At 67.9% G+C, this 26,389-nt stretch carries 25 protein-coding genes; 10 read left to right on the top strand and 15 right to left on the bottom strand.

All coding sequences use genetic code 11. The features are described 5' to 3' along the window. Positions 1-58 precede the first annotated feature (58 nt). The 3 genes from ACN9M2_RS03070 to ACN9M2_RS03060 form a co-directional block, all read right to left on the bottom strand. Positions 59-1,237, bottom strand: a complete 1,179-nt coding sequence (locus tag ACN9M2_RS03070) for a diguanylate cyclase (RefSeq protein ID WP_426286712.1) — start codon at positions 1,235-1,237, stop codon at positions 59-61. A gap of 355 nt (positions 1,238-1,592) precedes the next feature. After that, positions 1,593-3,281, bottom strand: coding sequence for an ATP-binding cassette domain-containing protein (locus tag ACN9M2_RS03065; protein ID WP_426286711.1), 1,689 nt, complete (start codon positions 3,279-3,281; stop codon positions 1,593-1,595). A gap of 14 nt (positions 3,282-3,295) precedes the next feature. Further along, positions 3,296-4,339 carry a serine kinase gene (locus ACN9M2_RS03060; protein ID WP_426286710.1) on the bottom strand — a complete coding sequence of 348 codons (1,044 nt, stop codon included), beginning with the start codon at positions 4,337-4,339 and terminating at the stop codon, positions 3,296-3,298. A 176-nt stretch (positions 4,340-4,515) separates the two neighbouring features. Here ACN9M2_RS03060 and ACN9M2_RS03055 point away from each other — a divergent pair, with 176 nt between their 5' ends. Beyond that, positions 4,516-5,988: a B12-binding domain-containing radical SAM protein gene (locus ACN9M2_RS03055; protein WP_426286709.1), complete on the top strand. Its 1,473-nt coding sequence runs from the start codon at positions 4,516-4,518 to the stop codon at positions 5,986-5,988. 7 nt (positions 5,989-5,995) lie between these two features. After that, complete coding sequence (locus tag ACN9M2_RS03050) at positions 5,996-7,207, top strand: nucleotidyltransferase family protein (protein WP_426286708.1); 1,212 nt, start codon at positions 5,996-5,998, stop codon at positions 7,205-7,207. 25 nt (positions 7,208-7,232) lie between these two features. Here the strand turns inward: ACN9M2_RS03050 and ACN9M2_RS03045 are convergent, their stop codons facing one another. The 12 genes from ACN9M2_RS03045 to ACN9M2_RS02990 all read right to left on the bottom strand — a co-directional run bounded on the left by ACN9M2_RS03045 (position 7,233) and on the right by ACN9M2_RS02990 (position 19,569). Beyond that, the gene (locus tag ACN9M2_RS03045) at positions 7,233-8,360 is read right to left on the bottom strand and encodes a glycosyltransferase family 4 protein (protein WP_426286707.1); all 1,128 of its coding nucleotides are present in this window, start codon (positions 8,358-8,360) and stop codon (positions 7,233-7,235) included. After that, positions 8,357-9,490, bottom strand: coding sequence for a glycosyltransferase family 4 protein (locus ACN9M2_RS03040; protein WP_426286706.1), 1,134 nt, complete (start codon positions 9,488-9,490; stop codon positions 8,357-8,359). The genes ACN9M2_RS03045 and ACN9M2_RS03040 overlap by 4 nt, the downstream gene beginning before the upstream one ends. A gap of 13 nt (positions 9,491-9,503) precedes the next feature. Beyond that, on the bottom strand, positions 9,504-11,015 hold the full coding sequence (locus ACN9M2_RS03035) for a B12-binding domain-containing radical SAM protein (protein WP_426286705.1): 1,512 nt from the start codon (positions 11,013-11,015) through the stop codon (positions 9,504-9,506). A gap of 18 nt (positions 11,016-11,033) precedes the next feature. After that, complete coding sequence (locus ACN9M2_RS03030) at positions 11,034-11,732, bottom strand: class I SAM-dependent methyltransferase (RefSeq protein WP_426286704.1); 699 nt, start codon at positions 11,730-11,732, stop codon at positions 11,034-11,036. Continuing rightward, positions 11,729-12,931 carry an amidohydrolase family protein gene (locus ACN9M2_RS03025; RefSeq protein ID WP_426286703.1) on the bottom strand — a complete coding sequence of 401 codons (1,203 nt, stop codon included), beginning with the start codon at positions 12,929-12,931 and terminating at the stop codon, positions 11,729-11,731. Before ACN9M2_RS03025 ends, ACN9M2_RS03030 begins: the two co-directional genes overlap by 4 nt. Positions 12,932-12,933: 2 nt before the next feature. Further along, a complete protein-coding gene (locus ACN9M2_RS03020) occupies positions 12,934-13,755 on the bottom strand; it encodes a class I SAM-dependent methyltransferase (RefSeq protein WP_426286702.1) in 822 nt (273 codons plus the stop codon). A gap of 89 nt (positions 13,756-13,844) precedes the next feature. After that, positions 13,845-14,678, bottom strand: a complete 834-nt coding sequence (locus ACN9M2_RS03015) for a Wzz/FepE/Etk N-terminal domain-containing protein (protein ID WP_426286701.1) — start codon at positions 14,676-14,678, stop codon at positions 13,845-13,847. Further along, a complete protein-coding gene (locus ACN9M2_RS03010) occupies positions 14,651-15,820 on the bottom strand; it encodes a hypothetical protein (protein WP_426286700.1) in 1,170 nt (389 codons plus the stop codon). Before ACN9M2_RS03010 ends, ACN9M2_RS03015 begins: the two co-directional genes overlap by 28 nt. Continuing rightward, positions 15,817-16,764 carry a glycosyltransferase family 2 protein gene (locus ACN9M2_RS03005; RefSeq protein ID WP_426286699.1) on the bottom strand — a complete coding sequence of 316 codons (948 nt, stop codon included), beginning with the start codon at positions 16,762-16,764 and terminating at the stop codon, positions 15,817-15,819. The genes ACN9M2_RS03010 and ACN9M2_RS03005 overlap by 4 nt, the downstream gene beginning before the upstream one ends. 2 nt (positions 16,765-16,766) lie before the next feature. Continuing rightward, complete coding sequence (locus ACN9M2_RS03000; RefSeq protein WP_426286698.1) at positions 16,767-18,020, bottom strand: O-antigen translocase; 1,254 nt, start codon at positions 18,018-18,020, stop codon at positions 16,767-16,769. Then, positions 18,017-19,147 (bottom strand): DegT/DnrJ/EryC1/StrS family aminotransferase, encoded by a 1,131-nt coding sequence (locus tag ACN9M2_RS02995; RefSeq protein ID WP_426286697.1) that lies wholly within the window; start codon positions 19,145-19,147, stop codon positions 18,017-18,019. The genes ACN9M2_RS03000 and ACN9M2_RS02995 overlap by 4 nt, the downstream gene beginning before the upstream one ends. Then, positions 19,141-19,569: a sugar 3,4-ketoisomerase gene (locus ACN9M2_RS02990; RefSeq protein WP_426286696.1), complete on the bottom strand. Its 429-nt coding sequence runs from the start codon at positions 19,567-19,569 to the stop codon at positions 19,141-19,143. The genes ACN9M2_RS02995 and ACN9M2_RS02990 overlap by 7 nt, the downstream gene beginning before the upstream one ends. A gap of 181 nt (positions 19,570-19,750) precedes the next feature. Here ACN9M2_RS02990 and ACN9M2_RS02985 point away from each other — a divergent pair, with 181 nt between their 5' ends. The 8 genes from ACN9M2_RS02985 to folE2 all read left to right on the top strand — a co-directional run bounded on the left by ACN9M2_RS02985 (position 19,751) and on the right by folE2 (position 26,352). Continuing rightward, a complete protein-coding gene (locus ACN9M2_RS02985; protein WP_426287852.1) occupies positions 19,751-20,260 on the top strand; it encodes a cytochrome b in 510 nt (169 codons plus the stop codon). Between the two features lie 56 nt (positions 20,261-20,316). Continuing rightward, positions 20,317-21,639 carry a cytochrome C gene (locus ACN9M2_RS02980; protein WP_426286695.1) on the top strand — a complete coding sequence of 441 codons (1,323 nt, stop codon included), beginning with the start codon at positions 20,317-20,319 and terminating at the stop codon, positions 21,637-21,639. Positions 21,640-21,662: 23 nt separating this feature from the next. After that, entirely contained in the window at positions 21,663-22,061 is a 399-nt protein-coding gene (locus ACN9M2_RS02975; RefSeq protein WP_426287851.1) for a c-type cytochrome, read from the top strand. A 15-nt stretch (positions 22,062-22,076) separates the two neighbouring features. Next, positions 22,077-22,814, top strand: coding sequence for a hypothetical protein (locus ACN9M2_RS02970; protein WP_426286694.1), 738 nt, complete (start codon positions 22,077-22,079; stop codon positions 22,812-22,814). Positions 22,815-22,884: 70 nt separating this feature from the next. Beyond that, complete coding sequence (locus ACN9M2_RS02965) at positions 22,885-23,469, top strand: RNA polymerase sigma factor (protein ID WP_426286693.1); 585 nt, start codon at positions 22,885-22,887, stop codon at positions 23,467-23,469. Then, entirely contained in the window at positions 23,466-24,119 is a 654-nt protein-coding gene (locus ACN9M2_RS02960) for a zf-HC2 domain-containing protein (RefSeq protein WP_426286692.1), read from the top strand. The genes ACN9M2_RS02965 and ACN9M2_RS02960 overlap by 4 nt, the downstream gene beginning before the upstream one ends. After that, a complete protein-coding gene (locus tag ACN9M2_RS02955; protein WP_426286691.1) occupies positions 24,116-25,411 on the top strand; it encodes a S8 family serine peptidase in 1,296 nt (431 codons plus the stop codon). The genes ACN9M2_RS02960 and ACN9M2_RS02955 overlap by 4 nt, the downstream gene beginning before the upstream one ends. Continuing rightward, complete coding sequence (gene folE2, locus ACN9M2_RS02950) at positions 25,408-26,352, top strand: GTP cyclohydrolase FolE2 (protein ID WP_426286690.1); 945 nt, start codon at positions 25,408-25,410, stop codon at positions 26,350-26,352. The genes ACN9M2_RS02955 and folE2 overlap by 4 nt, the downstream gene beginning before the upstream one ends. Positions 26,353-26,389 lie beyond the last annotated feature (37 nt).

Genomic DNA, 26,389 nt, shown 5'->3' with positions numbered 1-26,389 from the left:
CGTTGCCGCATCCAGCCGGTGAATGGATGCGTTGGACGGCCGCTACCTCCCGGCACGACTAGAGCAGGACGCAGCGATTCCGGCCCGCCCGCTTCGCCGCGTACAACGCGCGGTCGGCGCGGTCGAAGGCCGCAGCCGAGGTGTCGCCGATGCCGAAGCGGGTGATCCCGCCGGACATGGTGACCATCACAGGCTTCGAACTGGCATGGAACGCCAGCTTCTCCACCGTGGCACACAAAGCGAGCGAGAGTTCCCACGCCTCGTCCGTACCCATGCCGGCGAAGACCACGACGAACTCCTCGCCTCCATAACGGGCGACGAACGCGCGTCCTTCCAGTTCGCGCGCCAGGGTCTGCCCCACGATCCGCAGCACCGCATCGCCTGCGCCATGGCCGTAGGTGTCGTTGATGCCCTTGAAATGATCGATATCGAAGGCGCCGAGGCAGGCGACGGCGCCCTGTTCGCGGATCTCACGTTCCACCTCGGCCACGCGCCGCTCGTAGGCCAGTCGGTTCGGCAGGCGGGTCAACCCGTCGGTCAGGGCCAGCTCGTGTTCGCGGCGCAGCGAGTCCTGTAGCGAAGTCGCCTGATTCTCCAGTTCCTCCACCCGGTCGCGCATGCGCTCGGCACGATCGCGGTAAGCGGCGAGGCGCGCATCCTCGCGTTCGCGGTATTCGCGAAAATGGCGGTCGATGAGGGAGAGACGCGCGACGACCTCGGCTTGCAGGCTGCCCAGGTCCGCCGCGGCGAGCGTCGTCTCGCCCAGTGCGCGCATCTCCTCGCGAACGCTGGCGTCGAGCGCACGGCCCTCGCGATCCTCGACACCCGTCCGTTCGAGTTCGACGGCAAGGTAACGGGTCATGTCGCCCAGGCGGAGGCTTACCGCCGCCAGCAATTCCTGGAGGCGCGCTATGTCGGCACGCAATCCGTCGATGCTGGCCGCGTCCGGGTCCCCGCTTGCCGGCGGGGGATCGTCCGATGTGGTGACGGCCTTCGCCAGGGCCTCGAGCAACGGCTCGAGCGCCGCGAGTGAAGGAACGTGGCGGAGTTCGGCGGCCAGCCGGTCGAGGAGCCGGTCCACGTCGTCGCCGCGACCCCGGGCGAGCGCGGCGAGGCGTAACGCCAACCGGCGCAGTCCTTCCTCCAGCGCATGGAAATCGCGCTCGTCACGCTCCATCCGCTCCAGCGCAAGATGGTACTTGCGCTCCCAGACATCCTGCTCCAAGCAGCTACCCACCGATCGTTCGTGGCCCTGCAGGGCATCCTACGCCGAACTGTCGCGGGGAAGCGCGTTCGCTTATCCCCGAACCGGACGCAGCATGCGACAAAGCCCCACGATCGGCCGGTGCAGTCCACAGGGATCGGTGTTCCACGGATAGCCCCGGTGCGCGGCGGCCATGTCGTCGAATGACGGCCGGCCCGGCCCCCATGCGGAACCGCTTGCCAGCGAGACGGCCAGCCCCGCGACAAGAGCGATGTATCTGACGGTGGTATGCATCGGCCAGTCCCCCTGTGTCGGCTCCGACGTTATGCCGCGGGACGTGACGGAACAATAGACCGAACGGCAGGGCCTGCCGCGTGGCGGACCAGCGTCACGCCCTCGCCCGGCCCGGGGACCGCACGGGTTTCACGGCCCTCTCGCGATCGGGACCGATGACGAGGCACTGCTCGGCCAGCGCCGTGACGCCGTTGCGATGCGAGACCACCACCATGACCGTGTGCGGCAGGCGCCGCTTCATCGCCGTCAGCACGGCCTGCTCCGATGCCGCGTCCAACGCGCTGGTCGCCTCGTCGAGGACCGCCAGGACAGGTTGGCGGAGGATCACCTGGGCCAGCAGGAGGCGTTGCAGTTCCCCGCCGGAGAGACGGCTCGACGCGTCGGCCAGCGAGGTATCCAGGCCCGTATCGACGAGGCGGCGATCGAGCCCCACGTCGGCCAGCGCCTCACGCAGTGATGCGTCGGTGGCCGCGGGCGCCGCCCAACGCAGACACTCGCGCACGGTGTGCTGCCAGGGACGAACGCTCTGGCTGACGTAGGCCCCGTTCGAGACGAGTTGCCGGTAGGCGTCGAAGTCGAGGACATCGCTGCCCAGCCGCGCGACGAACACATCGGGACGCGCCATGCCGGCCAGTACGTCGACCAGGCTGCTCTTGCCGATGCCCGAGTCGCCGGAGACCAGGGTCAGCTCGCCCGGCACCAGATCGAGTTCGCATACATGGAGCCCGCCCGCGGGCGGGCTTACCCGCAGGCGCTCGATGCGCAGCGTGGCACCGGACACCACCCTGGGCGGCGCCGGTGCCTGCACCTCGGTCTCCAGCCCCATGTAGCGCTGCCAGAGCTCCAGGGCCGGCGCGGCCAACCTCAGTTGCTGGAAACTCTGCCGCGTGGACACGAGGTAAGGCAGCAAACGTCCGAGCAGGAGGCAGACGGCCATCAATGACGAGCCATCGATGCCATGCCAGCGATGGGCCAGCGCGAACACCAGGGCGATCCCCGACGCCGCCGCCAGTTCCAGCAGGAGGCGGCCCGAAGCGATCAGTTCCAGTTGCCGCGCATAGCCCTCGCAAAGCTGCGCGGCCACGTCGCCATAGCTCGCCTTCTCCGCGTCCTCGCGCCCATAGGAACGCACGTGGCGCAAGCGGCGCGGGAAATCCTCGCTATGCCAGAACAGCCGCGTCATGTCCGCCACATAGGCGCGGCTCACTTCCGATTGCTCGCGGCCGAACGCACGCGAGCCGAGCAGGCCGAGCAGGCCCAGCACGGGCGTGGCGAGCAGCAGCACCGGCGAGACCCAGCATGCGACGGCGAGGCTCGCCGCTGCGGTCACGCCTGCGACGAGCAATTGCTGCAAGGCGCTGAAACCCTGCACGACGATCTCGGTGTTGTAGGTAAGCACATTCGCGATTTCCGCGGATGTCGCGTTCGCCAAGGCGGGCAACGAGGCGTCCACCAGCCGTGCCTGCACGCGCCGGCGCAAACCCAGCCCATAGCGTGCCGTAAGTCGCGCGCCCAGGCGGGAGGCCTGCCAGCGCAGCACGGCGAACACCGCCGTCACGAGGGCGAAAGCACCGGCTGTCGTGTCCATTCCGCCGCCGGGGACGGGTAGGACAGGCAGGGGCAAGGCGTGCGATGGCTGCACCAGGGCGACCAGGAGCACGGTCGCGACGCTGCCCGCACAGGCGGATATCAGCGACAACACCACATAGGCAAGCGTCGGGAGGCGATCCCCGGATGGCAGCGAACGCAGCAACGCGTGCAAGGGTGGCGCCCCGGAGCGCATGCCTTCGGACACCGTCAGAGCCCCGGGGTGGCGGCCGCGAGCAAGGCGCGCAACGCGGCGATGGAATCCCTTGGATGGCTACCCCGGCGCAGTTCGTATGTACCCAGCCCACCGAGTCGATGGACGAAACGATCCCACCCTGGCTGTGCCGCCGCATACGGCTGGTCGATCGCCAGCAGCGAAGCCATGTGCTCCCACGGCAGGCGGCGCAGCAAGCGCGTGGGATCGACCGCCGTCTCGGCACTCACGACGATGGCGCCGACCACGCGCAAGGGCGCCGGCGCCTGGTGACCAGCGCCTTCACGCAGGTCCACCTCGAACTTCGCCACGCCACTGCGCCGGTGGATCTCGGGCGATGTTTCGATCCAGTCGCGAACGGCCGCATCGTCGATGAAGCGCGACACATCCCGCTTCACATGCAGGAAGTTGGCCACGCCGGTCGCCGACATGCTTTCCGGCTGCACGAAGACGCCATCCTCGGCGAGGAAATCCATGCCGTCGAGCAAGGCATGCAAGGCCAGCGTCGACTTGCCCGCCCCGCTCGCACCGAGCAGCAGGAGGCCCCGCCCCTCTTGCCCGACACACGCGCCGTGCAGCGGAACGAGGTTCATGCCGCGGGCGGCAAGCATGAAGACGGCGAATTCGACCAACTCGTAACGCACGTGGTACGGATGCGCCAGCATGTCCTGCGACACGACGACGAGGGCGCGGTGTTGCGCCGGAACCAGCACCACGTAGTTCGCCTCGTCCATCATGCCGCAGAGCAGGCCGGCGCCTGCCTGTGTGCGCACCGGGGGCGGCGTGTCGCGAGCGACCGCTGCCTCGCGCGGCGCCACGCGCAATTCGATGCGGAATTCCGGCGACACCGTGGAGAAGCGATGTTCCGGCAATCCACCGTATGCCGCGTCCACCAGGGCAAGCAGTTCGGCGCTGTCGCTTTCGAAGCGGAAACGGCCACCGAGGATCTGTCGGCGGACGCTGACCGTGGGGCGTATGCGCTCGCCGAATGGATCCGCGACGGATACGTCTCGTGCATGGACATCGGTCGAAAACGTCATCGCCTGTCGATCTTCCCGGCCTGAAACGGTTGAGAGCGTGAGTGCGACGCGGGGCCGGGAAGGTTGCCGATGCGCGCCGTGGCGTCGACGCAACCTCGTCGGCACCGGAAGGCACCTACGCCCATCGCGGCGTCCCGGCACCGCGCTCCCCTGGTTCAGTCCGAGGCTCGTCACCGATGTTGAATATCCAGGTAGGCCACTCCTACTTCCTGCGCTACGACAGCAAGCAGTGGGAACGTGGCAAGCCCTATCCGCCACTGGCGACGATCCAGATCGCCGCGCTCTTACGCCGGATGGAACACGAGGTCACGCTGTTCGACGCGATGCTGGCGAACGGCGTGGAAGACTACGCGGCGACGCTCGAGCGGGCGCGGCCCGGCCTGGTGGTCTTCTACGAGGACAATTTCAACTTCCTCACCAAGATGTGCCTCGGCCGCATGCGCGACGCGGCCTGCCGGATGATCGCCGAAGCGCGTGCGAACGGAGCCCGGGTCATCGTGGCCGGTTCCGATGCCTCGGACCACCCGGAACCCTTCCTCGCCGCCGGCGCGGACGCGGTGCTGATCGGCGAAGGCATCGGCGCGTTGATCGCGCTCGTCGATCGTCTCCAGCGCCAGCCGGACATCGATCCCGCGGCATGGACGGAGGGCCTCCCCGGCGTGGCCAGCATCGCCGATGGCGCGACCCGCGTCACCCGCATCGGCGCGGTGCCTCCGGACCCGCGCATCGCCGGGCAACCGGCGTGGGACCTGCTCGACATCGACCGATACCGCGCGTTCTGGCGGGACAGGCATGGCTACTTCAGCCTCAACATGGCTGCCTCCCGTGGCTGTCCGTTCCGGTGCAACTGGTGTGCCAAACCGATCTGGGGCAATCACTACAACCAGCGGCCCGCGGAAGAAGTCGCCGCCGAGATGACCTATCTCAAGCGTACCTTCGCGCCGGATCATGTCTGGATGGCGGACGACATCTTCGGTTTCCATGTCGACTGGGTGAGCGAGTTCGCCATGCATCTGGAGGCCAGCGACGGGTCCGTCCCCTTCACCATCCAGACGCGCGCCGATCTCGCCAGCGAACGCATGACCGCCGCGCTGGCGAAAGCCGGATGCACGGAAGCGTGGATCGGCGCCGAGAGCGGCAGCCAGCGCGTACTCGATCGCATGACGAAGGGTACGAAGGTGCCCGACCTCGTCGCCGCCCGGCGGCGCCTCGGCGCGCACGGCATCCGCGTCGGCTTCTTCATCCAGCTGGGTTACCTCGGCGAACGGCTCGACGACCTGCTGGCCACGCGCGAGCTGGTGGAACTTGCCGCCCCCGACGACATCGGCGTGAGCGTGTCCTATCCTCTTCCCGGCACGAAGTTCTTCGAGGAAGTGAAGGCGCAGCTCGGCGCGAAGACGCACTGGGACGATAGCGCCGACCTCGCGATGATGTTTCGTGGTGCCTACGATTCGGATTTCTACCGCCAGTTCCGCAACCTGCTGCACGACCAGGTGACGCTGCGGCAAGGTGCGACCGATGCGGAGGCGGAGGCGTCCCTGCGCCTGCGCTGGAACGCGTTGCTGGCTGGCGAGCGGGCGCACCGCACGGAAGTGCCGACCTTCCCTTCCCCCGTGACGTCACAAGGCGTCGCCCTCCCCCTCGCATGAGCACGCCATGCTGCCGCCACTGAAGCTCGTCAAGCACGGCCTGCGCCGCACCACGGAAACGTTGGCGGCCGAACTCGCCCTCGCCCAGCCCGGCACCGACATGCCGGACTGGACCGACCTCGAATGGCGGCTCGCCTCGGCCGCCGCCGTCGCCCACGGCGTCTCGCCCCTGCTCTGCCGCTTCTCCACCTGGCAACGGCCTTCGTGGCGGCGTTTCCTCGTCGACCAGCGCCAGCACGTCATCCAGCGCCACGAGCGGATCGCCGGCTTGCTGCGCCGTATCGATGCAGGGGCGCGCGATGCGGGATTGCCGATGGTCGCGCTGAAGGGCGCCGCGTTGCATGCGCTCGGCCTGTACGTGCCGGGCGACCGGCCGATGGCCGACGTGGACCTGCTCGTGGACGAGGCAGACGCGGATGCCACGGCTCGCATGCTGCTCGCCCTGGGCTACGAGGAATCGTTCGCGCAATGGAAGCACCGCGTATTCAAGCCGTCGGCGGGCGACGGGGTCGCCGGCCTGGGCGAGCATCGCGACACGCCGATCAACATCGAGCTGCATACCCGCATTCACGAACGCCTGCCGCTCGACACGGTGGACATCACGCCAGCCATTCGTCCGCGCGATGCCCGCCCCGGCATCCACCCCTATCCGTCGCCGGGCGCGTTGATGAGCCACTTGCTGCTGCACGCCGCGGGCAACATGTGCGGCCGTAGCCTGCGCCTGCTCCACCTCAACGACATCGCGCTGCTCGCCACGCGCATGCGGCCGGACGACTGGGCGGTACTCTGGGCGGGCGAGCGTCCCTGGTGGGCGCTGCCGCCGCTCGAACTCGTCGCTCGCTATTACGCCGGAGCGGTGCCGAAGAACGTGCTCCGGCGACTCCGACGCGATTGCCCGCTCCTGCTACGCATGGCCGCACGCCGGCAGACACTCACCCATGTCTCCTGCTCCAACCTCTGGCTGCACGCCCTTCCGGGCGTCGAATGGTCGCGCTCGCTCGGCGAAGCCGGACGTTGCCTGAAGAACCGGCTCCGGCCCACCGAGGAAAGCGTGAAGGAACGCGCCGACATGATCCGGACCCAGGTCTGGCTGCAAGGCCAGAGTTGGGTCAGCCTGGGTCACCGGCGTCGCCTTCTCACCTGGCTCACCCGTCCGGTACCGCGCATGGACACGTTGTACGTGGTGCGCAAGGCGCTCGACGCGGTCGTGGCGGGGTAAGACACCGTTTTGCGCACGGCCTCGCCTAGAGGCCACCGCCTGCCTTGGCGAGACCGATGGCCGTGACGACGCGGTACATGGCTTCGAAGATTCCCGCCGTGTGATCGGCGTCTTCCGCCAGCGCGCGGCGCTGCGCCTCCCTGGCCAGGCGCATGCGCAAGGCTTCGTCGTCGAGCACGCGGGCCATCGCATCGGCGAGCGCGTCGGCGTCGCCCGCGGGGACCGCCAACGCCGCCACGTTCGCCCACTCGGCGATATGGCCGACGGCCGTACCCACCGTCGGCACGCCCGCCACGGCGGCCTCCAGCAGGACCAACGGCCCCGCCTCGTGCAACGACGACATCACCAGCAGGTCGGACGCCACCATCAGCGGCCTAAGTTCCGCCTGCGTGCGGAAGCCGAGGAAGGTGACGCGCCGTTCGATACCCAGGCAACGCGCCAGTTCCTGCATCTCGCCGCCAAGCGTGTCCACGCCGGCGATCCGCATCTCGAAGTCCACTCCCGCGTTGGCCAGGATCGCCAACGCGCGCAACAAGGTCGTCTGGTCCTTCACCCGGTTGAGGCTGGCTACATGGATCAGTTTCGGCGGCGCGTCGTCACGCGGCCGTGGCTCCAGCGGCTTCCATGTGTCCGTGTCGACACCCAGGGGCACGCGTTTCGCCGGAATGCCCAAGGCGCCCAAGGCATGGACGATCGGGGTACTCGCCGCGGTCACGATGTTCGCCAGGCGCAAGATCGCCGCCTCGCGCAGCCGGCCCCGCCACTTGCGCCTTCCGCCATAGCCGATGGCGTCCAGCGCGACCAACTCGCCGCCCGCGATGTGCACGAGGGCTGGAAGGCCGAGCGATTTCGCCGCCACGACGCCGATCAGGCCGCAGTGCCCGGAGAAGATCGACTGGACCACGTCGAAGGGCGCGCATCGATGTTCGGCACGGATCGCGGCGATGGCACGCCATACCGTACGGCCCTCGCCTATGTTGTGTATCGTCGCGCCGCGCAGCGGCCAGGTTCCCGGCCTGGGTTCCTGGTGCAATACGAATACATGCACTTCATGCGTCCTTGCGAGGCGCCCGATCAGGGCGAGGAACACGGGGATCACCCGCTGCTCGCCACCCCGGTCCACGCCACCGGGAAGCACCATCGCGATCTTCATGCGGCGTCCTCTCCACCGGCGACCTGGCGGTATGCCTCGGCCCACCGTCGACCGAGGGCGTCGTACGACAAGGCGGCATCGAAATGATCGCGCACCTCGCGACGCGCCGTGTCCGATGCCATCGCGTCCGATGCCGCCGCGACGAGGGCCCCGGCCAGGGCGCCCGCGTCGCCGCGAGGCCACAAGCGGCCGATGCGACCGTCGCCGGTGATGGCGCGGAAGGAAGGGATGTCCGTCACCACGGGACGAAGCCCGCAGGCCATCGCCTCCAGCAACGCGTAACCCGACCCTTCGGCGAGACTCGCCGAGACGAAGAGATCCGCCGAACGCATGAGCCACTCGATATCCGCATGCGGCACGGCCCCGAGCAAATGGACCCGGCCGGCAAGACGTGCATCGCCATCGATCCGCCGGCGCACGACGGACAACAAGGGGGCCGTGCCATACGCGCACCACAGTTGCAGGCCGGGCAAGCGCTCGCTGGCCTTGGCGATGCCGTCGAGCATCGTCAACGGATCCTTTCCCGCGGCCAGGTGGCCCACGGAAAGCACGCAGGGCTCGCCATGGAGACCCGTGACCGTGCGCGCTTCGCGACGGTCGCCCGGCGTGAAGCGACTGCTGCTTTCAGGAATCGCCAGCAGGCGCGTATGCCTGGCGAACAAGCGTCGCCGTGTGAACGGCGTCGCCTGGTCGAGCGAGGTGAAGGCGATGCCCGCCGCCGCGCCGTACCATCGCCGCCACGGCATGTGACGCCATCGCGAAGGCAGGCCGTCCGCGTGATCCTGCAGGACGACCGGCAGCGCGGGAAGGCAGCGTGCCAGCGCCGCCGCATGCCGTGCGAAGGCCAGGCTGTGCACGTGCACGACGTCCGCATCGAGCTCGCCGGCGATATTCGCCGCCGCCCGGCCAAGGTCTCCCGCGCCACGCATGCCCCGGCTGTCGACGAAGTGATAGCCGATACCCGAGCGCGTCACGCGTCCGTCGAACGTCGCCATCTGCACGACCGACACCCGCGTGCCTCCGCTCGCGATCGCTTCGGCGATGTCGGCCAGCGAGGGCCAGCGCGCGAAGATCGCGTCGGCGTCGAGTTCCGCGGGTGCGGGCAGGAAGTTGACCAGGACGGCGTGCACGCGACGCGCTCCCTCAGAGACCGGACACCTGCGGCATGCGCAGGCGCACCAGGCGGTTGGCGAGATTCAGCTCCCACGGCTTGTCGTACTTGCGCCGGCGGTAACGCCAGGACGCCATGGCGCTGAGGCCCCGCTTGGCCCAGGGTGGCGAGCGCAGGTCCTGCACCGTGGGGAAGCGGCAGCGCAACACGGTGACGAAATCCTGGATGTGCCGGCGCAGGTCGTCCGTCAGCCAGGGGGCATCCGCGTGGCACGCGTAGTCGACCCAACGCTTCTCCGTCCATTCCTCCGGTGTCGCCGGAAAGATCACCGGCTCGCCGTCGAGGTCGAGCAAGGGCGTGGAGGCGCGCTTGCCGCGATCCTTCTCGTGCTTGCTGCTTTCCGGTAGCGGCGTGTAGATGTAGACGATGATTTCCGATTGCGGGTTGATCTTCTTCAGCTCACGGATGAACTCGAAGGTGTGCAAGGTCTCTTCCTCGGTGTTCTGCGGCGGTGCGACCATGAACGACAGTTCGGGAATCACGCCGTGGCGCCGGCACAGCTCCGCCACTTCGAGGGTCTGGTCGGGCCGCGTGCCTTTGCGGATTTCCTTCAGCATCGCGCCGCTGGGGGACTCCGCGCCGATGTAGGCCATGCGCAACCGGCTCTTGCGCACCAGCTTCCACGAGCTTTCCGACAGGTTGAGCAAGGCATCCGAACGCGCATAGCACCACCAGGGCAGCTCCAGCTTCGCCATCACTTCCAGTAAAGGGACCATGTCCTCTTCGCGATCGAAGAAGTTGTGGTCGAAGAACTGGATCGAATCGGCGCCGAGGCCGTGCTTGAGATAGCTCAGGTCGCGCTCCAGGCGGGCCACGGCCGGCAAGGCCGTCGTACCGCCGAACATGGCCGCCACGCCGCAGAACGTGCAGCGGAAGCGGCAGCCGATGGCGGCCTGGTGCGCGGCGGTACGACGGCCGAGGAAGGTGGGCGCCAGGTAGCGGCGGGGGTCGCCCAGCTTGTCGTACGGCAACACGATGCCGCTGTCGCCGAGCGAGAAGCGGCGGCCGGGGTTGTGCACGATATCGCCGTCACGCTTCCAGGACAGTCCGCCGATGCGCGAAACATCGCGGTCGGGCCGGCCGAGCGCGGCCATCAATTCGGGCAGGCTTTCCTCGCCTTGCCCCCGGATGGCGTAATCCACGTACGGCGCGGAAAGCGCGGTATCGGTGTACAGGGTCGGGAAATAGCCGCCCCATACGATGGGCATGTGCGGGAAGCGTTCGCGGATCGCCTTCGACACGGCGATCGACGGTTCCATCTGCGGGCCGCCCATGACGCTGATGCCCACGGCATCGAAACGTTCCGCTTCGATCGCGTGCAAGGTCGCGGCGACCACGTCGCGATCGATGTTGCCGTCCACCACCCGGCTCGTGCCGCCGCGGTCCAGCGCCGCGGCCAGATGGAGCAGCGACAAGGGGAAACGCGCGCTACCGCGCGAGGTGATCGTGGGATTGACCAGCAGGGTGTTCGGGGCGTGGGTCATGAAGTCGGTCGCAAGGATTCAGGAGGGACGGCGCAGCTGGAATACCAGCGCGACAGGCACGTCGAGGGCCGCGCGATCGAAGTGCGCGCCCTCGGGGATGTCCGTGGCATCGAGCATCGGTTCGAGCACGTGCTCGATGAGCAGGCCGAGGCGCGCGCAGGCCGCGTGCCAATGGCTGTAGAGGTGCGGGGTATGGCGCGCCGCATAGCGCTGCCCGCCGTGCTTGAAGTCGCGCAGCCAGCCCAGCGCGTGGCCGGTGGGATGCACGTCGCTGCAAAGGATCAGGCCGCCGGGACGGGTCACCCGGCGCAGTTCCGCCAGCGGCGGTTCGAGTCGCCGGAGGTGTCCGATCACCAGGCCGCAAAGCGTGATGTCGGCCTCGTCCGAAGGCAACGGCAACGACTCCAGATCGCCCTGCCCCAGCTCGACCGAGGCGAGCGCAGCGGTGTCGGCGAGCGCGGCGGCGGCACGCTCCAGCATCTCCGGTGACAGGTCGACGCCGCGCACGCGGGCCGCGCCACGCTCCACCGCGTGACGCGTGTAGCGGCCACTTCCGCACCCGGCATCGACCACCGATTGTCCGCGCAAGTCTCCCGGCAACAGGCCGAGCATCGCGCGTTCCTCGGCCAGCATCACGGGGTTGTGCGCATGGGCGGGATAGCTGCCGGCCCATAGAGCGTACGCGGCCGACGGTTCGAGGATGGGCGTGGCGTTCATGAACAAATCTCCGCGGGATATCTCTCGTGCGTCGCCAGCGGCGCATGCTCAAGGCCCGGTTCGAGCGCAAGCAGGTCCGGATCGGCGAGTTCACGGGCAAGCAACTTCGCCTTGCCGTCCAGCATCACCGGTACCGTCTCGATACCGGCAGCGGCGAACCAGCCGGCGAAATCGGGATCGGCAAGGCGGGGCACGCCGTCGCGTACCACGGCGCGAAGATCGGCGCGGCGCCGGCCAACCAGGCCGGCCGCCACGTCCCCGCCGCGATCCTCCACGATCACCAGGTCACCCACGAAACCATGCTCTAGCCGGCCCCGCCTGGAGAGGCGAAGCACGCGCGCGCCGGCTTCGGTCGCCAGGGCAAGCAGGGCTCGCCGGTCCAGCGTGCCATGCAGGTCCTCCATGCGCAGTTCGTCGAGCAGGTCGCGTGCGCCGCTGAGGCGGGAGTCGCTGCCCAGGGCGAGCCGTCCCGCCGCATGCAGCCGGCGTGGATCGAGCGTGCGGCCGAGCAGGCGGCGATTGCTGCCCGGACACCACACCACGGATGCGCCCACCGCGATCACCCGGTCGATGTCCTGTTCCCCCATGCCCACGCCATGCACGAGCACGCTGTTCGTGGCCAGGCAACCGAGCCGGTCGAGCCGCGCAAGCTCGGCGGCGGCCACCGCGTCCGTTCCCTCGGCGAGGTGGATCATCCACGGATGCGCGGACGGCGTCGCGGCGAAGCTGGCTTGCACGGGAGGCCCGTAGGCGGGTCCGTCCAGGGTGTAGCTCCAACCATGGTCGCGCAGCAGCGCCACCGGAAAATCCGTGGCATCCAGCGCGGGGTGCCACGGATCGTGGTGTGCAACACAGGTGACGCCCGCGAGCAGGTTCTTGAGCGCGCCGTGGCGCATCCGCCGTTCCTTGGGTATCGCGAGGGCGGCAACCACGGACGGCTCCGCGAAGTGCTCCTGGAACGCCTCGATCCACGCGTAGCTGTTCGGAAACGGCGCGCCCGTGCGGAGAGGCGGCACGCTGTTCACCTGCAAATGGTCGTGGGCGTTGATCAGGCCCGGAAAGACCAGGTGATCGCGCAGGTCCACCGGGAAACCACCCTTGCCAGTGCGTGCACCGATGCGACCGTCGACAAGATGCAGGGGCGAGCGCGCGGCACCGGTGACGGTCACCAGGGCGGCGCCGGAAAGCGTGGCGTCCACCCTCAGCGCCGGTGCATCACGATCAGGAAGTGATCGCCCATGTCGCGCAGCAACGGCAGCCCGCCGAAACGGTCGTCGATGCGGCCGAGCCGCTCGTACCAGGCGGGGCGGCGGCGATAGCGCTCGACCATGTAGGGCGGCGGCAGGAACAGGCTCAGGGCGCGATAACCGCCCAGCGTGAAATGCTCCTGGAAGGCCGTGTAGAACTCACGCGGCATGTAGTAATACGTCCAGATCGTGTGGCCGTTCATGCCCACCGATTGCGCGCCGCGAGCGAGACGTACACCAGCCCGGCCGAAGCGGCGGCGCACGGCATAGTGGCCCGCCTCCCATGGGCAGATACGGCCCATCACGGAGAAGACCAGGGAGCCGCCGGGACGCACCAGCCGCGCGCACTCGTCCGCCACGGCGCGCAGGTCGGGCGCGCAATTCAGCGGACCGAAATTCGAATAGACACCATCGAAGCGGCCGCCCAGCAGGTGCAGTTGCTGCACGCCGAGGTGCACGGCGCTCACCTTCGATTCCAGCGCCGCCGCCTCGGCCCGGGCACGTGTGCGCTCCACCATCTCGGGAGACCAGTCGCTGGCCACCACCTCGTAACCGTGCCGGGCGAACTCGACGGCGTCCAGGCCGGTCCCGCAACCGAGGTCGAGCAGCCGCGATCCCGCCGGCATCGTCCGGGCGATCGTCGACCACATCGTGCCGCGCATGCGCTGGATCAGTTCGTTGTTGCCGCGCGGGCCATCGTAATCCGCCGCCACGCTGTCGAACGCCTTCTGCGTGTCGAGCAGTTGCGCCTCGTCGAGCCCCCGCGGGGGCGGCATTCGCTCCATCCGTGCCTGGCCAGTCATGTCGATCTCCGAACCCGTGGGTGTATGGCCTGTGTGTGCCGTCTGGCCGCGCTTTGGTTGACTCAGGCGAGGTTCGCCGTCGCCGCTCCGCGACGGCGCAACGCATGCCGCGCGACGGCCGCCAGCGAGGCGAGGAAGGCCGCCGCCAGCACGCCCATGCCCAAGGTCAACGGGGCGTTGGGGAAGACTCGGTCCGCGGGCACGTCGATCGGCCAGGCCATCGATGTGCCGGAGGTGTAGTTGTCCGCCAACCGCGTCATCAGGTCGTTGCGAACCTGCTCGAGCGTGCGGACATCGGCGTTCGCGCCGGCGAGCAGCACACCCGCCATTCGTGCGTCGTCACCCTTGCCGGCGGCGGTTTCGCGGGACAGCCTTTCCTGTTCGGCGCGGGCGTCCTTCAGGCTGGCCTCGACCTCGCCCAGGCGTTTGCGTGCCAGCTCCAGTGGCCGCGCCTCGATGCGCCGGTGGATCGCCTGCAGCACCGTCACCGTCGCCGACGCCAGCTCGGCGGCATCCTGCGCCGAATAGGCGCGCAGACGGAGCTTGATCAAGCTCGCGTACGGCAACGGCTCCAGTTTCAGGCTGCGCCGGTAAAGCTTCGCCTCGGGTGCTTCGACGGGAACACCGATGCTCTTCAGCACGTCGTTCTGGAAGCCGAGCGTGTCGAGCCGCTCGAGCACGCGCTGGAACGGTTCGACCTTCGGGTCCTGACCGGCGGGCGCGACGCCCAGCTGGCCCAGTTGTATCCATGCCGTCGCTTCCCATTGGCTACGCGATGCATGCAGGTATGCGAACGTGGCCATGAGGACGACGGCGGCCGTGCCGGCGAACCAGCGCCATTCGCGGGCGACGATGCGCCACATGTCGATCAGGTAGATTTCGTCGGCTCGTTCCATGCGGGGGACTCGGAAGGATGGAAGGGGGATGGCGTTCGGCTCGGCAGCAATGCGGCCAGTACCTGCAACAACAGGCAGATGCCGAGGAAGGCGGCATTCATCCAGATGAATATCTGGGGTGCGAAGGGCGACATCACCGAGACGTAGGCGATGCGCAGGAACATCAGGAGTCCGAAGAGCGGCACGTTCGGACGCAACCGGCGCACGCACCAGATCAACAGGCCGTAGGCCGCCGCGATCGAAAGCAGCGCGCCCGGCGCGCCCCAGGCAAGCAGGAAAGGCAGGTACTCGGTGCCCACGTTGATGTTCATCGCATCGAACGGGATGTCGGTGTCCATGCTCGACAAGGGGCCGCTGCCCGGTATCAGCTGGTGCACGAGGAAGTCCGGGTTGGCATAGTGCTTGGCCAGCATCGCGCCGAAGTTGTAGGGACCGGCGCTGATGTAAAGAAGCAGCCACTTCACCCCCTGCGGGGCCGCGCGATAGAGGCTGCTGAAAGGCAGCGTCACGTTGTCCAGCGAACCCGAGCGCAGGGCGCCCAGCACCGAAAAGACGACGCATCCAAGCAGGCCCAGCATGGCGATCGCCTTCCAGGGCAAGGGCCGCGTCGCATCACGACGGAAGACCGTGACGAAGGCGATCGAGAACAGGCCCGCGAAGATGCGGTTCCGGTCGATCACGAGCACCGGAAACACCAGGCCCACCGTCAGCAGCACGTAACGCAATCCCGCATGGCGCGTACACAGCAAGCCGATGACGGGCAAGGTCCAGCACATGTCGGAGATATGGCGCAGGTGTTCGCGTCCTGGCTCCATCGTCGCGTACGACGAGGGATCGTCGATCAGGGGGATGGGGAAGAGCGCAAGGTCGAGGCCGCAGAACAGCGTCACCACCGCGGCGAACGCCAGTGCCACGAAGGCCTCGCGGGTTCCGGCATATCGCCGTGCGCGGAAACGTTCGGGCGCGGTCAGCCGGGTGCCCGTGGCGGCGTCGAGCAGAAGGATGGCTCCCGCCGCGAGCACGAGCAGCAGGATGCCCTGGCCGTATCCGGCGGGCAGGTCGTAGGTCAGCGGCGTGATGCCGCAGGCAAGCAGGAGTGGCAGGCACAGGTAGGCCGACGGCAGGCGCAGCAGGCGTTTCATGTTTCGCCCACCCGCTGGCGATGCGGCACGGGACGGACCCGGGACAGCATCAGCAACGACAGGTAAGCCGTCATCTGCATCGCCACGAGCCAGGATCGTCCCTGCAGGAAGGCGATCTTGGCGCCGATGCGGAACGCCTCGGCACGCAGGAGGGTGCGGTCCGGCTCGTCGAACATGCACAGCCGGCGCAAGGCCACCTGACGCGCTTCGGTGAGATTGACGATACGCGTGGCGGTATGGCGCGTCTTGCTGAAGTTCGCGCCATGCAGCCGGTATGCACACACCTTTACATCGACGAAGCCGATGGCGTCCCTCGCCGCCAGGCGCAGGAACAGGTCCCAGTCGTCGATGCGCAGGCCTTCGGTCCAGCGAGCCACGGTCTCCAGCGCGCTCTTGCGCAACATCGTGACCGGACCCCCGATCGCCCAGTGGCTGATCACCGCGCGCCGGATGCCGTCGTCGGAGCCATACAGTCGCTTGTTCGCGTGATGGAGGTCGGACATGCCGCTGTCGAGGATCTTCGCGCCGTGACGGTCGACGACGATGCAATCCCCTATCGCGGCCCCCTTGTGGGGGTGATCGACGAGATAGCGGACGAGGACATCGGAACCGCCGGGCAGCAGGTAGTCGTCGCTGGCGCCGATGCGCAGGAATTCACCCCGCGCGCGTGCCGCCAACTCGTTCAGCGTCGCCGCGATGCCCTTGTTCTCGCGGCTCACGTATTCGATCGCGATAGCCTCGCCGTGGGTCGCGATCCACGCCTCGATCCGCTCCGCCGTCCCATCCGTCGAGCCATCGTCGATGATGACGATCTCCTTGGCCGGATAGGGATCGTCGAGCACGCTGTCCAGGCAACGTTGCACGAAGTCCTCGTGGTTGAACGCGGGTATCAGTACCGACACGAGTGGCACCGCCGGCACGAGTTCCGGTTTGCTCGCGGGCATGGTCAGAGCCCTCCCAGGTAGCGCCGCACCACCACGACATTGAAGACGAGGTAGAGGGCATAGTTGGCCGCGAAGGCGTACATCGCGCCGATCACGCCGAACGTCGTGGTGAAGGCGCAGACCAGCAGGAAATAGGTCACGCCGAAGACGATCTCGGAGACGATGAAGAGACGGGTCATCGACTTCGCCAGCATCAGGTAGGCCAGGACGAAAGACGCGATCTTGAACACGTCGCCTACCAGCTGCGGGCCGTAGAGGTCGTTCGCCCCGGCCGTGAAGTCGGCACTGAAGAGAACGCGCGTAATGGGCTCGCGCATCAGGTATACCGCGGCCGCGATCGCCACCACCGCGGGCAGGAGGTGACGGTAGGCCTGGCGGAATTCCGCGACGAGCGCGGTCTTCTCCTTCGTGGAGGCCAGCCTTGGCAAGTAGTGGACCGTGATCGCGGTGACGAGGAACAGCAGGTACGCATCCGAAACGCGGCTCACGGCCTGCCAGTAGCCGACCTGCTCCCAGCCGAAGCGCGCGGCGAGATGGTCGCGGACCGCGATGTTGACCAGCGGTGGTACCAGTGCCGACGTCAAGGTCATCGTGGAGAACGCGGCGAGGCGTCCGGTCATCTCCCGGTCGAAGCGCATGCGCAGCATGCCGCGACGGAAGTAGGGGCTCTTCCAGCACGCGGGAAACGCCACGAGCAACCACAGGGACTGCCCCAGCACGAGGGCGAGCAAGGCACCGTAGAGGTGCAGCCAGCGGGACAGCCACAGTGCGGCGAGCATCGCCAGGATCGAGCCGGCCACCTGGATGGCGGCGAGCCGGCGCACATCCATGAAGCCGTTGACCACGGCGAGCATGTAGTTGACGACGGCGATGCCCAGCTGCGCGACGGCGAGCACGCGGACGAGGCTCGCATAGCCGGCATCGCCCATGAGCCACGCGGCGATCTGCCGGCTGAACAGCCAGGTGGCGGTACCCATGACGCAGGAAGCGAGCAAGGCGTACCAGAGCGCGGCGGCGAGAAGACGGGACAGCCGGGGCGCGTCCTCGCGGTACTCGGCCACGTATTTCACCACGCCGGAACTGATGCCCCCGCCCGCGAACACGGCCAGGACGGACATGAGGCTCATGAACTGGCCCAGCCTGCCAATGCCTTCCGGACCGGCGGACGAGGCCACGAGCTTGACCACCACCAACGCGGCGAGCAGCCGTGCGCCGGTGCCCAGGGCCGCGTAGAAACCCGAGCGGAGGAAACTCACGGGCCGTCCGCGTAGGACATGCAGGCCTCGACCACCTGCTCGACCTGCTCGTCGCGCAGGACGGCCGCCACCGGCAGGCTCAATACTTCGGCGTGGATGCGATCGGTGAGCGGTAACCGAAGGTCCCGCAGCGAAGCATAGGCGGGTTGCCGGTGCGGTGGAACCGGGTAGTGCACCAGCGTCTGGACGCCCTGACGGGCGAGGTGCTCGCGCAAGGCCTCGCGGCGTGCGCTACGGACCACGAACAGGTGCCACGCGTGCGTGCCGGGTGCGCCAGCGGCGGGCAGTCGGATCGCCGGATGACGTATCCCTGCGAGATAGGCCTCGGCCACCGCGCGACGGCGCGCGTTGTCCGCGTCGAGGTGGCGCAGCTTCACGCGCAGCATGGCCGCCTGCACTTCATCCAGCCGCGAATTGGTGCCTTGCCTGTCGTGCCGGTATTTCTCCGGCGAGCCGTAGTTGCGCAGGGCACGGACGCGGGTCGCCAGGTCCTCGTCGTCGGTGACCACGGCTCCGCCGTCGCCGAGCGCCCCCAGGTTCTTTCCGGGATAGAAGCTGAAAGCGGCCGCGTCGCCCAGCGAACCCGCCCTGCGGCCGTGGAAGGAGGCGCCGTGGGCTTGCGCCGCGTCCTCGATCAGCAACAGGCCACGACGCCGGGCGATCTCCGCGAGCGCGGACATGTCGGCCAGGCGACCGTACAGATGCACCGCCATGATGGCCCGGGTGCGCGGGCCGATCGCCGCCTCGACGCGCGTGGGATCGAGGTTGAACGAGGCGTCGTCCGGCTCGACGGGCACGGGAACCAGCCGGTTCGTCGTGACGGCGAGGAAACTGGCGATGAAGGTGTTGGCGGGTACGATGATTTCGTCGCCTTCGGCGAGCGCGCCGCGTTCCATATACGCGCGCAGGATCAACGACAACGCGTCGAGGCCATTGCCGACGCCGACCATGTGCGCCACGCCGCAGTAGTGGGCGAACTCGCGCTCGAAGGCGTGCAATTCTTCGCCCAGCACGTACCACCCGGAATCGATGACCTTGCCGGCCGCAGCTTTCAGTTCATCGGCATAGGGCGCATTGACCGCGCCGATATCGAGGAAGGGCACGGCTGGCGGAGCGACGCTCACCATGCCGCCAACCCTTCCAACCGTGTCCCGCCACGCACCTCCCGCAGGAAATCGTCGTAGTCGGTGATGTAGTCATCCGGGTCGTAGTGCTGGTCGGCCAGGACCATCAGCACGCAGTCGTCGCTGAAATCGTAGAGGTCGCGCCAGACCATGGCGCCCAGCAGCAGTCCCTTGGTGGGATCGTCGAGCACGACCTCCACCGGACCGTCGCCGTCGTCGAGAAGGAAGGTGACCCGGCCGCGCACCGCCACTGCGAGCTGGTTCAAGCGCCGGTGCGCATGACGCCCGCGATGCACATCGGGCGTGGTGGCGAACAGGTAATACACGCGGCGGATGGGAAAGGGCACGTTCCGTTCCTGCTCCAGCGCGACGAGCATTCCCCGGCTGTCGCCGTGCGAGGTCAGGGAAATCGGTTGGATGTCCATGCGATGGCCCGGCTGTGACAGTGGCTGCGAGAGTCGGGATTGAGTGCCGCCACCTTCATCGAAGGTTGCGTTCGCTGCCGGCACAACCTTCCGTGCGCGTCCCGGCACTCAAGCGGAACACGAGGATGGACGGGGCACGACAGTGGACAACGACGAGGCGGCACCGACGCGGCCACGAAAACTGGTCGCACTGCACTGGCTGACGGTGCTGTGCGTGTCGCTGGCTGCCGCGTTCATCCTGACCCGCGACGAACTCGACGGGCGGGCCTTGCGCCAATGGCTGCTGGAAGGACACCGCCATGCGGGCCTGCTGGTGCTGCTGCTCTTCGCCGCTCGGGTGGCCTTGCGTATCCGCTACGGCAAGCTGCCACCCGGCGGCGAGCATTCGCGGCTTGTCCGCGTGCTCGCGGGGCTTACCCACGTCGCGCTCTACACCTTGTTGCTCGCCCTGCCCCTGCTCGGCTGGGCCATGTCGAGCGCCGCGGGTACGCCCGTGCATTTCTTCGGCCTCACCCTGCCCGCGCTCGTCGGCGAAGACGAGGACCTGGCGGACAGGTTGCAGTCCTTGCACGTGGATGCCGCCTGGGCCTTGCTCGCCCTGGTCACCCTGCACCTCGCCGCGGCGCTGTGGCACCACTTCGTGCTGCGCGACCACACCCTCCGAATGATGCTCCCGGGCCGCCGTCGCTGATGGGCCGCGGCCGCTTCACCGTTGCCACCGATCGACAAAGGAAGAAGGAACCCGCCATGTTGCCGATATCGACCCGACGACACGCCATCAGGGCCGCGCTCGCCACGCTCCTGCTGCTCCTGGCCAGCACCGCGGCCCACGCGATCCCCGCCTATGCGCGGCAGACGGGTGCCGCCTGCGCGGACTGCCATGCCGGGTCCTATGGGCCCGCCCTCACACCGTATGGCATGCGTTTCAAGCTCAACGGCTATACCGATACCGACGGCAAGGGCCACAAGATTCCGCTGTCCATGCAATTGATCGAATCGCATTCCGCACCGGCCCGCGGCGATAGCAGCACCCAGCTCAGCGAAGGCGACCTCTACCTGGCGGGAAGGCTTACCGACCAGGTCGGCGGTTATGTGAAGATCGAAGCCGATCACACCGGCCACAACACCTACAACACCCGGCTCAGCAATATCGACCTTCGCTTCGTCGCCAAGGAACTGAAGGTCCATGGCAAGGACGCATTGTTCGGCGTGAGCGTGAACAACAGCCCGGGCTTCACCGATCCCGTCGGTACGCTGCCGGCGTTCTCGACCCTGGGCCCCGCCGGCGTCACCGGGACCCTCCTCAATCCATCGAGCCCCAACTCACTGGCCAACCGCGTGATCGGTGCCAGCGTGTACGGCCTCTACGATTCGAACTGGTACGGCGAAGTCGGTACCTACCGCTCGTTGCCCACCTCGCAGCAGGACCATCTCGGCTACAACGTGGCCGGCGATCCCGGGCGGCTCAGCGATACGGGTTACGTCCGCCTCGCCTACATGAAGGACATGAAGCGGCAGTTCTTCTCCGCCGGCGTCGTCGGGTTGACGACGAAGCGCCAACTGCCACGCTCCGGACCGAGCGACGACCTCACCGACCTCGGCTACGACCTCAGCTACCAATACCTGGGCAACCGCGAGCACATCGTCCAGGTGGCTTACGTGAACATCCTCGAACGGCGCGACTATGGCAGCGCCCCGATCATCGGCGGCGTGCAGGCGCGCGACCACGGCAACGTGCACGACCAGACCGCGAGCGTCACCTACACGTTCAGGCAAAGCTACGGCCTTTCCGTGAGCCACATGAAGAGCACCGGCTCCCGCGACGTCGCGCGCTATGGACCGTCGGGCAGTCCCGACACCACCAGCAACCTGCTCACGGTGTTCTGGACGCCCTTCGGCAGGGACGACTCCTACACCTCGATCGCCAACCTGAAACTGGCGGCCAACTGGTTCCGCTTCACCCGGTTCAATGGCCGGGGCGACGACATCTTCTTCGCTCCGCCGGGAGCGCGCCCGACCAACGCCGGCGACCTGAACGCATTCTTCGTGACGGCGAGCCTAGCCTTCTAAACCCACCACAGGAGCACAGCGTGTTGAACCCGATCGTGCGACAAAGCCTGCGCCTCGCCACCATGGCCCTGCTGGCCGGCGGCTGGGCGCTGGCATCGCCCCTTGCCCGCGCCGGCGATGCCAAGGCCGGTGCCGACGTCTTCAAGTCCGAGTGCGCCGAATGCCACGCGGTAAAGGAGGGGCGGAACAAGAAAGGACCCAGTTTGTTCGGTATCGTCGGCCGCAAGGCCGGAAGTGTGACCGACTACGAGTATTCCGATGCGTTGAAGCAAAGCCCGTGGACATGGACGCCCCAACAGTTGCATACGTATCTTTCGCAACCGGCGAAGATCGCCAACCCGGGCACCAAGATGAAATACGACGGCCTCACCGACACCACGCAGCTGGACGACCTTATCTCCTATCTCGACACCCTCCACTGAGGCGAAACCCAGCCGATGCTGGAGCACCGTTCCTCGCACGCCCTGCCCCGATATCGCGTCGGGGCGATCTGGATGCTCGTCGCGGCGGGAGCGGTGGCACCCGCGCAGGCGCAGTCGTCGGCATGGAGCGGCGTGGCGGCACTCGGCTCGCAACTGGTCGATCGTGGCGTGGCGATCACGCCGCCCGGTCCCATCCTCCAGGGCGCGGGCACCTGGTCCTTGCCGGAGGGCTGGTCCGTCGGTGCATCGGCGAGTGCACAACTGCGAACGCCCCGGCGTATCGTGGAAACCCTCGCCCAGGTGGCGCGCTCATGGTCGCTTTCCAGCGACTGGCAAGTGCAGTCGAATCTTCTCTACTACCACTATCCACGCCACGGCCAGGCACGAACCTACGACCGCACGGAACTCGGGGTGGGTTGGATCTATCGCGACGTCCTCACCCTTGGCCTGTCGGCGACGCACCTGAACGACTACGGCGGGCAACGCCCGCGTGGCGCGGCCGACGTGGGCCTGCGCTGGCCGGTGGCCCGCCAGCTCTCCATCACCGCCAGCGCCGGGGTGGCCCAGGAACTGGTACCGCCACGGGGAAGCGACTACGACCGGCGGAACCACTACTACTATGGTCACCTGGGCCTGACCTGGACCGAGGGCCCGTGGCGGGTGGACCTCGCCCACATCATGAGCAACCGCGACAAGCTCCGCTTCCAGCCGGATGTCTCACCCTGGGTTGCGACCGTGTCGTGGGCCTTCTGAAAGGTAGACGGCGCAACCTTTCGGGCCCATCCCGGTACTCATGAGTCCTATCCGAATGCCTCCCGAGCCCATGAGCGAAGCCGAACTCGATGCCGACGCCGTCGACCGCATGCTGCTACAGCGCATGTCGGCCGGCGATCGTGCCGCGCTGGCGGTCATGTACCGCGGATACCACGGGCGGCTCGTCCGCTTCCTTTCCCGCCTGACCCGGCGCACGGACGTCATCGAGGAAGCGATCAACGACTGCTTCTGGATCGCCTGGCAGAAGGCGGCCACGTTCCAGGGCGATTCCCGCGTGTCCACCTGGATCATGGGCATCGCCTATCGCTGCGGCCTGAAGGCGCTGCGCCAGCACGGCAGCGAGCCGGTCGACGAGGACAGCGTGCCGGAAGACCGCACGCCCTCGCACGATCCCGGCGAGGATCGCGAAATGCGCGACTGGCTGGGCAAGGGCCTGGACCGCCTCTCCGCCGACCAGCGCGTCGTGGTCGAGCTGGTCTATGGCATCGGCCACACGCTCGACGACGTGGCGACGATCATGCAATGCCCGGTGGGCACCGTGAAGGCACGGCTTTTCCATGCCCGCGTAAAACTGCGCAACGTGCTCCCGGGGCTAGCCGGTGAGCGAACCATCAACAGGGAGATCGTGCCATGACTTTCCAGAAGGATATCGGCAGGGACTGCCCCCGTGCCTGGGAAGCGATGCCCTGGGTGCTCCAGGGTGACGCGTCGCCCGTGCAGGGCGCCTGGTTGAACATGCACCTGGCCGAGTGCGAGGCCTGCCGCGAGGAATTCGCGCAGCAGGAAAGGCTGCGCGCCGCGTTGGCGCTGTCGCCCGGACTGGATATCGATGCCGAAGCGGGGCTCGCCCGACTGCTGGCACGCATCGATGAAGCGGACCCGCAGCAGGTCGCCACGTCGCGCCGCGCGGCATCGTCCGGCTGGTTGACCCGCGCGCTGGTCGCCGCGGTACTGGTCCAGGCCGTCGGAATCGGCGTGCTGGGAATCAAGCTCGGCGGCGAAGGCGCTGGCCATGCCGCCGCGCCGGTGTACCGCACGCTGAGCCAGGAATCCGCCCCTGCCGCACCGGGTTCGCTCCACGTGGTACCCGTGGCGACACTGAAGGTGGCCGAATGGAACGCGCTGCTGCATCAGTACCATTTGCGCGTGGTCGGCGGCCCGAACGACGTGGGTGCGTACACGCTGGTGTCCACCGACGGCAACATGCCGACGCCGCAGACCCTGCAGGGCTTGCGCGCCGATCCGGGTATCCGTTTCGCGGAACCCGTCACCGATACCCCATGAAGCGAGCCTCCCTCGTCCTGGCGTTGCTGCTATCCACCCTCGCCGCCTGCGCGCCGGTGCGACCGGACCGGCCGCAGGCATCCGGCGCGGATACCGCATCGGCATCGGCCGGTGGCGTCGCCTCGATGGATAGCGAACGCGACATCGTGCTGGTCGTGGCCAATCCGTTGGAACCGGCCTCGACGCATGCCGGTTCCAACCTGCTCGGCTACGCACCCTCGGCGAGCTACGGCGCCGGGCAGCGCGCCGTTTCGGTGCTGTCCGACATCAAGCGCGCCTATGGCATGCGCGAGGTCGCGGGCTGGCCGATCAAGGCGCTGGGTGCGTACTGCGTGGTGCTGAAACCACCGGTGGGGACCGACCGCGATGCCCTGGTCGCGCAGCTGGCCAGCGATGGCCGCGTGCAGCTGGCGCAGGCGTTGCAGGACTATTCCGTCTACTCGGACGTCCCGCCGGAGGGGAAGAAATACAACGATCCCTACACCGACCTGCAGCGCGGCTTCGTGGAAACGCATGCCGCCGTGGCGCACACCACGACGCAGGGCCAGGGCGTGCACGTGGCGATCGTCGATACCGGCGTCGACATCTCGCATCCCGACCTGCAAGGCCATATTCACGACAGCGGCGATGCCGTCGACAACGACACCTCCGCGTTCAACCACGACCGCCATGGCACCGAGGTGGCGGGCGTGATCGCCGCGGTGGGCGACAACCGCCAGGGCATGGTGGGCATCGCGCCGAAGTCGCGGCTCAGCATCTACAAGGCCTGCTGGTATCCGCCCGGCCAGCACGCGGCACGTTGCAACTCGTTCACGCTGGCCAAGGCCCTCGCCGCCGTCAACGATACGGACGCACGCATAGTCAACCTCAGCCTGGGTGGTCCGGCCGACCCCCTGCTCGGCAAGCTGCTGGCGCAGCTCGTGGGCCAGGGCCGCATCGTGGTCGCGGCGCTGCCGCCGGACGGCGCCACCGGCGGCTTCCCCGACAACGCGCCCGGCGTGATCGTGGTGCGATCCAGCGCCACCACGCCCGCGCCGTCCGGCGTCGTCAGCGCACCGGGCAACGATATCCTCACCACCCAGCCAGGCGGCGGATACGACTTCACCTCGGGCTCGTCGATGGCCACGGCACATGTCAGCGGGATCGTCGCACTGCTGCTGTCCCTCGCGCCGCGGCTCGACGCGCGCACCGCACGGGACATCCTCCTGCGCACGAGCACCGTCACCAACGGCATGCTCGAGGTGAATGCCGCCTCGGCGGTCGCCGCCTTGCGAACGAGCGAAACCCCATGAAGATCCTTTCGGACACGACGGGCGCGATGCCCGATGTCGCCACGCAGACCGCTCCGCGTTTCGGCGCCGCACTCGAATGGGTGGGCATGGACGGCATCGATGCACCCGTCAGATTCGACGCCGGTGACGGCGTGCCGCAGGTCGCGGCGGCGAAGATCGGTGCCTTCGTCAACCTGGTGCGGCCGGACGTGCGTGGCATCCATATGTCGCGGCTCTACCTGACGATCGACGAGCACCTCGGTTCTCGAACGCTCGACGCGGAAATGCTCGACGCCATGCTGCAAGCCTTCCTCGACTCCCATGCGGGACTGGCGGATCGCGCCCGCGTGGACATCCGCTTCCAGCACCTCGTGCGCCGGCGCGCGTTGCGCAGCGACAACAGCGGATGGCGCGCGTATCCCGTGACGATCGAGGCCACGCGGGACGCCCGGGGATTCCATCTCGGCCTGACGACGGAAGTGACCTATTCCTCCACCTGCCCCGCGTCCGCCGCCCTGGCGCGGCAACTGATCCAGGAGCGCTTCGCGACCGACTTCGCGGTGGGCTCTCCGCTGGATCGCTCCGCCGTGCTGGCATGGCTGGGCAGCGAACAAGGCATCGTCGCCACCCCTCATGCGCAACGTAGCGTGGCACGCCTGCGAGTGCGCTACGCCACAGGCGCCACGCCGAACCTCATCGGCTTGCTCGATGCGGTCGAAGGGGCGCTCGGTACGCCCGTGCAGACCGCGGTCAAGCGCGAGGACGAACAGGCTTTCGCACTGGCCAACGGCGGCAACCTCATGTTCTGCGAGGATGCGGCGCGACGGATACAGCGGGTACTCGACGGCGACGCGGACCTGGCCGGCTTCCAGGTCCGGCTGGAACACCAGGAGAGCCTGCATGCGCATGACGCCGTGGCTTTCACGAGCCATTCCTGGCCGGAGGTTTCCACCGTGACGTGACGGCGGAAACGTGCAAAAACGTCATCGACCCGGCAGG

This window comes from Luteibacter sp. E-22, from assembly GCF_049913125.1.
In the GTDB taxonomy this organism is placed as follows: domain Bacteria; phylum Pseudomonadota; class Gammaproteobacteria; order Xanthomonadales; family Rhodanobacteraceae; genus Luteibacter.
This window is presented reverse-complemented; position numbering and strand designations above follow the sequence as displayed.

Coding starts and splice junctions, on each gene's coding strand:
- ACN9M2_RS03065 (WP_426286711.1), bottom strand. CDS start 3,281: ATGCGCTCCGGGGCGCCACCCTTGCACGCGTTGCTGCGTTCGCTGCCA.
- ACN9M2_RS03060 (WP_426286710.1), bottom strand. CDS start 4,339: ATGACGTTTTCGACCGATGTCCATGCACGAGACGTATCCGTCGCGGAT.
- ACN9M2_RS03055 (WP_426286709.1), top strand. CDS start 4,516: ATGTTGAATATCCAGGTAGGCCACTCCTACTTCCTGCGCTACGACAGC.
- ACN9M2_RS03050 (WP_426286708.1), top strand. CDS start 5,996: ATGCTGCCGCCACTGAAGCTCGTCAAGCACGGCCTGCGCCGCACCACG.
- ACN9M2_RS03045 (WP_426286707.1), bottom strand. CDS start 8,360: ATGAAGATCGCGATGGTGCTTCCCGGTGGCGTGGACCGGGGTGGCGAG.
- ACN9M2_RS03035 (WP_426286705.1), bottom strand. CDS start 11,015: ATGACCCACGCCCCGAACACCCTGCTGGTCAATCCCACGATCACCTCG.
- ACN9M2_RS03030 (WP_426286704.1), bottom strand. CDS start 11,732: ATGAACGCCACGCCCATCCTCGAACCGTCGGCCGCGTACGCTCTATGG.
- ACN9M2_RS03020 (WP_426286702.1), bottom strand. CDS start 13,755: ATGCCGCCCCCGCGGGGGCTCGACGAGGCGCAACTGCTCGACACGCAG.
- ACN9M2_RS03015 (WP_426286701.1), bottom strand. CDS start 14,678: ATGGAACGAGCCGACGAAATCTACCTGATCGACATGTGGCGCATCGTC.
- ACN9M2_RS03010 (WP_426286700.1), bottom strand. CDS start 15,820: ATGAAACGCCTGCTGCGCCTGCCGTCGGCCTACCTGTGCCTGCCACTC.
- ACN9M2_RS03005 (WP_426286699.1), bottom strand. CDS start 16,764: ATGCCCGCGAGCAAACCGGAACTCGTGCCGGCGGTGCCACTCGTGTCG.
- ACN9M2_RS02995 (WP_426286697.1), bottom strand. CDS start 19,147: ATGGTGAGCGTCGCTCCGCCAGCCGTGCCCTTCCTCGATATCGGCGCG.
- ACN9M2_RS02990 (WP_426286696.1), bottom strand. CDS start 19,569: ATGGACATCCAACCGATTTCCCTGACCTCGCACGGCGACAGCCGGGGA.
- ACN9M2_RS02980 (WP_426286695.1), top strand. CDS start 20,317: ATGTTGCCGATATCGACCCGACGACACGCCATCAGGGCCGCGCTCGCC.
- ACN9M2_RS02970 (WP_426286694.1), top strand. CDS start 22,077: ATGCTGGAGCACCGTTCCTCGCACGCCCTGCCCCGATATCGCGTCGGG.
- ACN9M2_RS02965 (WP_426286693.1), top strand. CDS start 22,885: ATGAGCGAAGCCGAACTCGATGCCGACGCCGTCGACCGCATGCTGCTA.
- ACN9M2_RS02960 (WP_426286692.1), top strand. CDS start 23,466: ATGACTTTCCAGAAGGATATCGGCAGGGACTGCCCCCGTGCCTGGGAA.
- ACN9M2_RS02955 (WP_426286691.1), top strand. CDS start 24,116: ATGAAGCGAGCCTCCCTCGTCCTGGCGTTGCTGCTATCCACCCTCGCC.
- folE2 (WP_426286690.1), top strand. CDS start 25,408: ATGAAGATCCTTTCGGACACGACGGGCGCGATGCCCGATGTCGCCACG.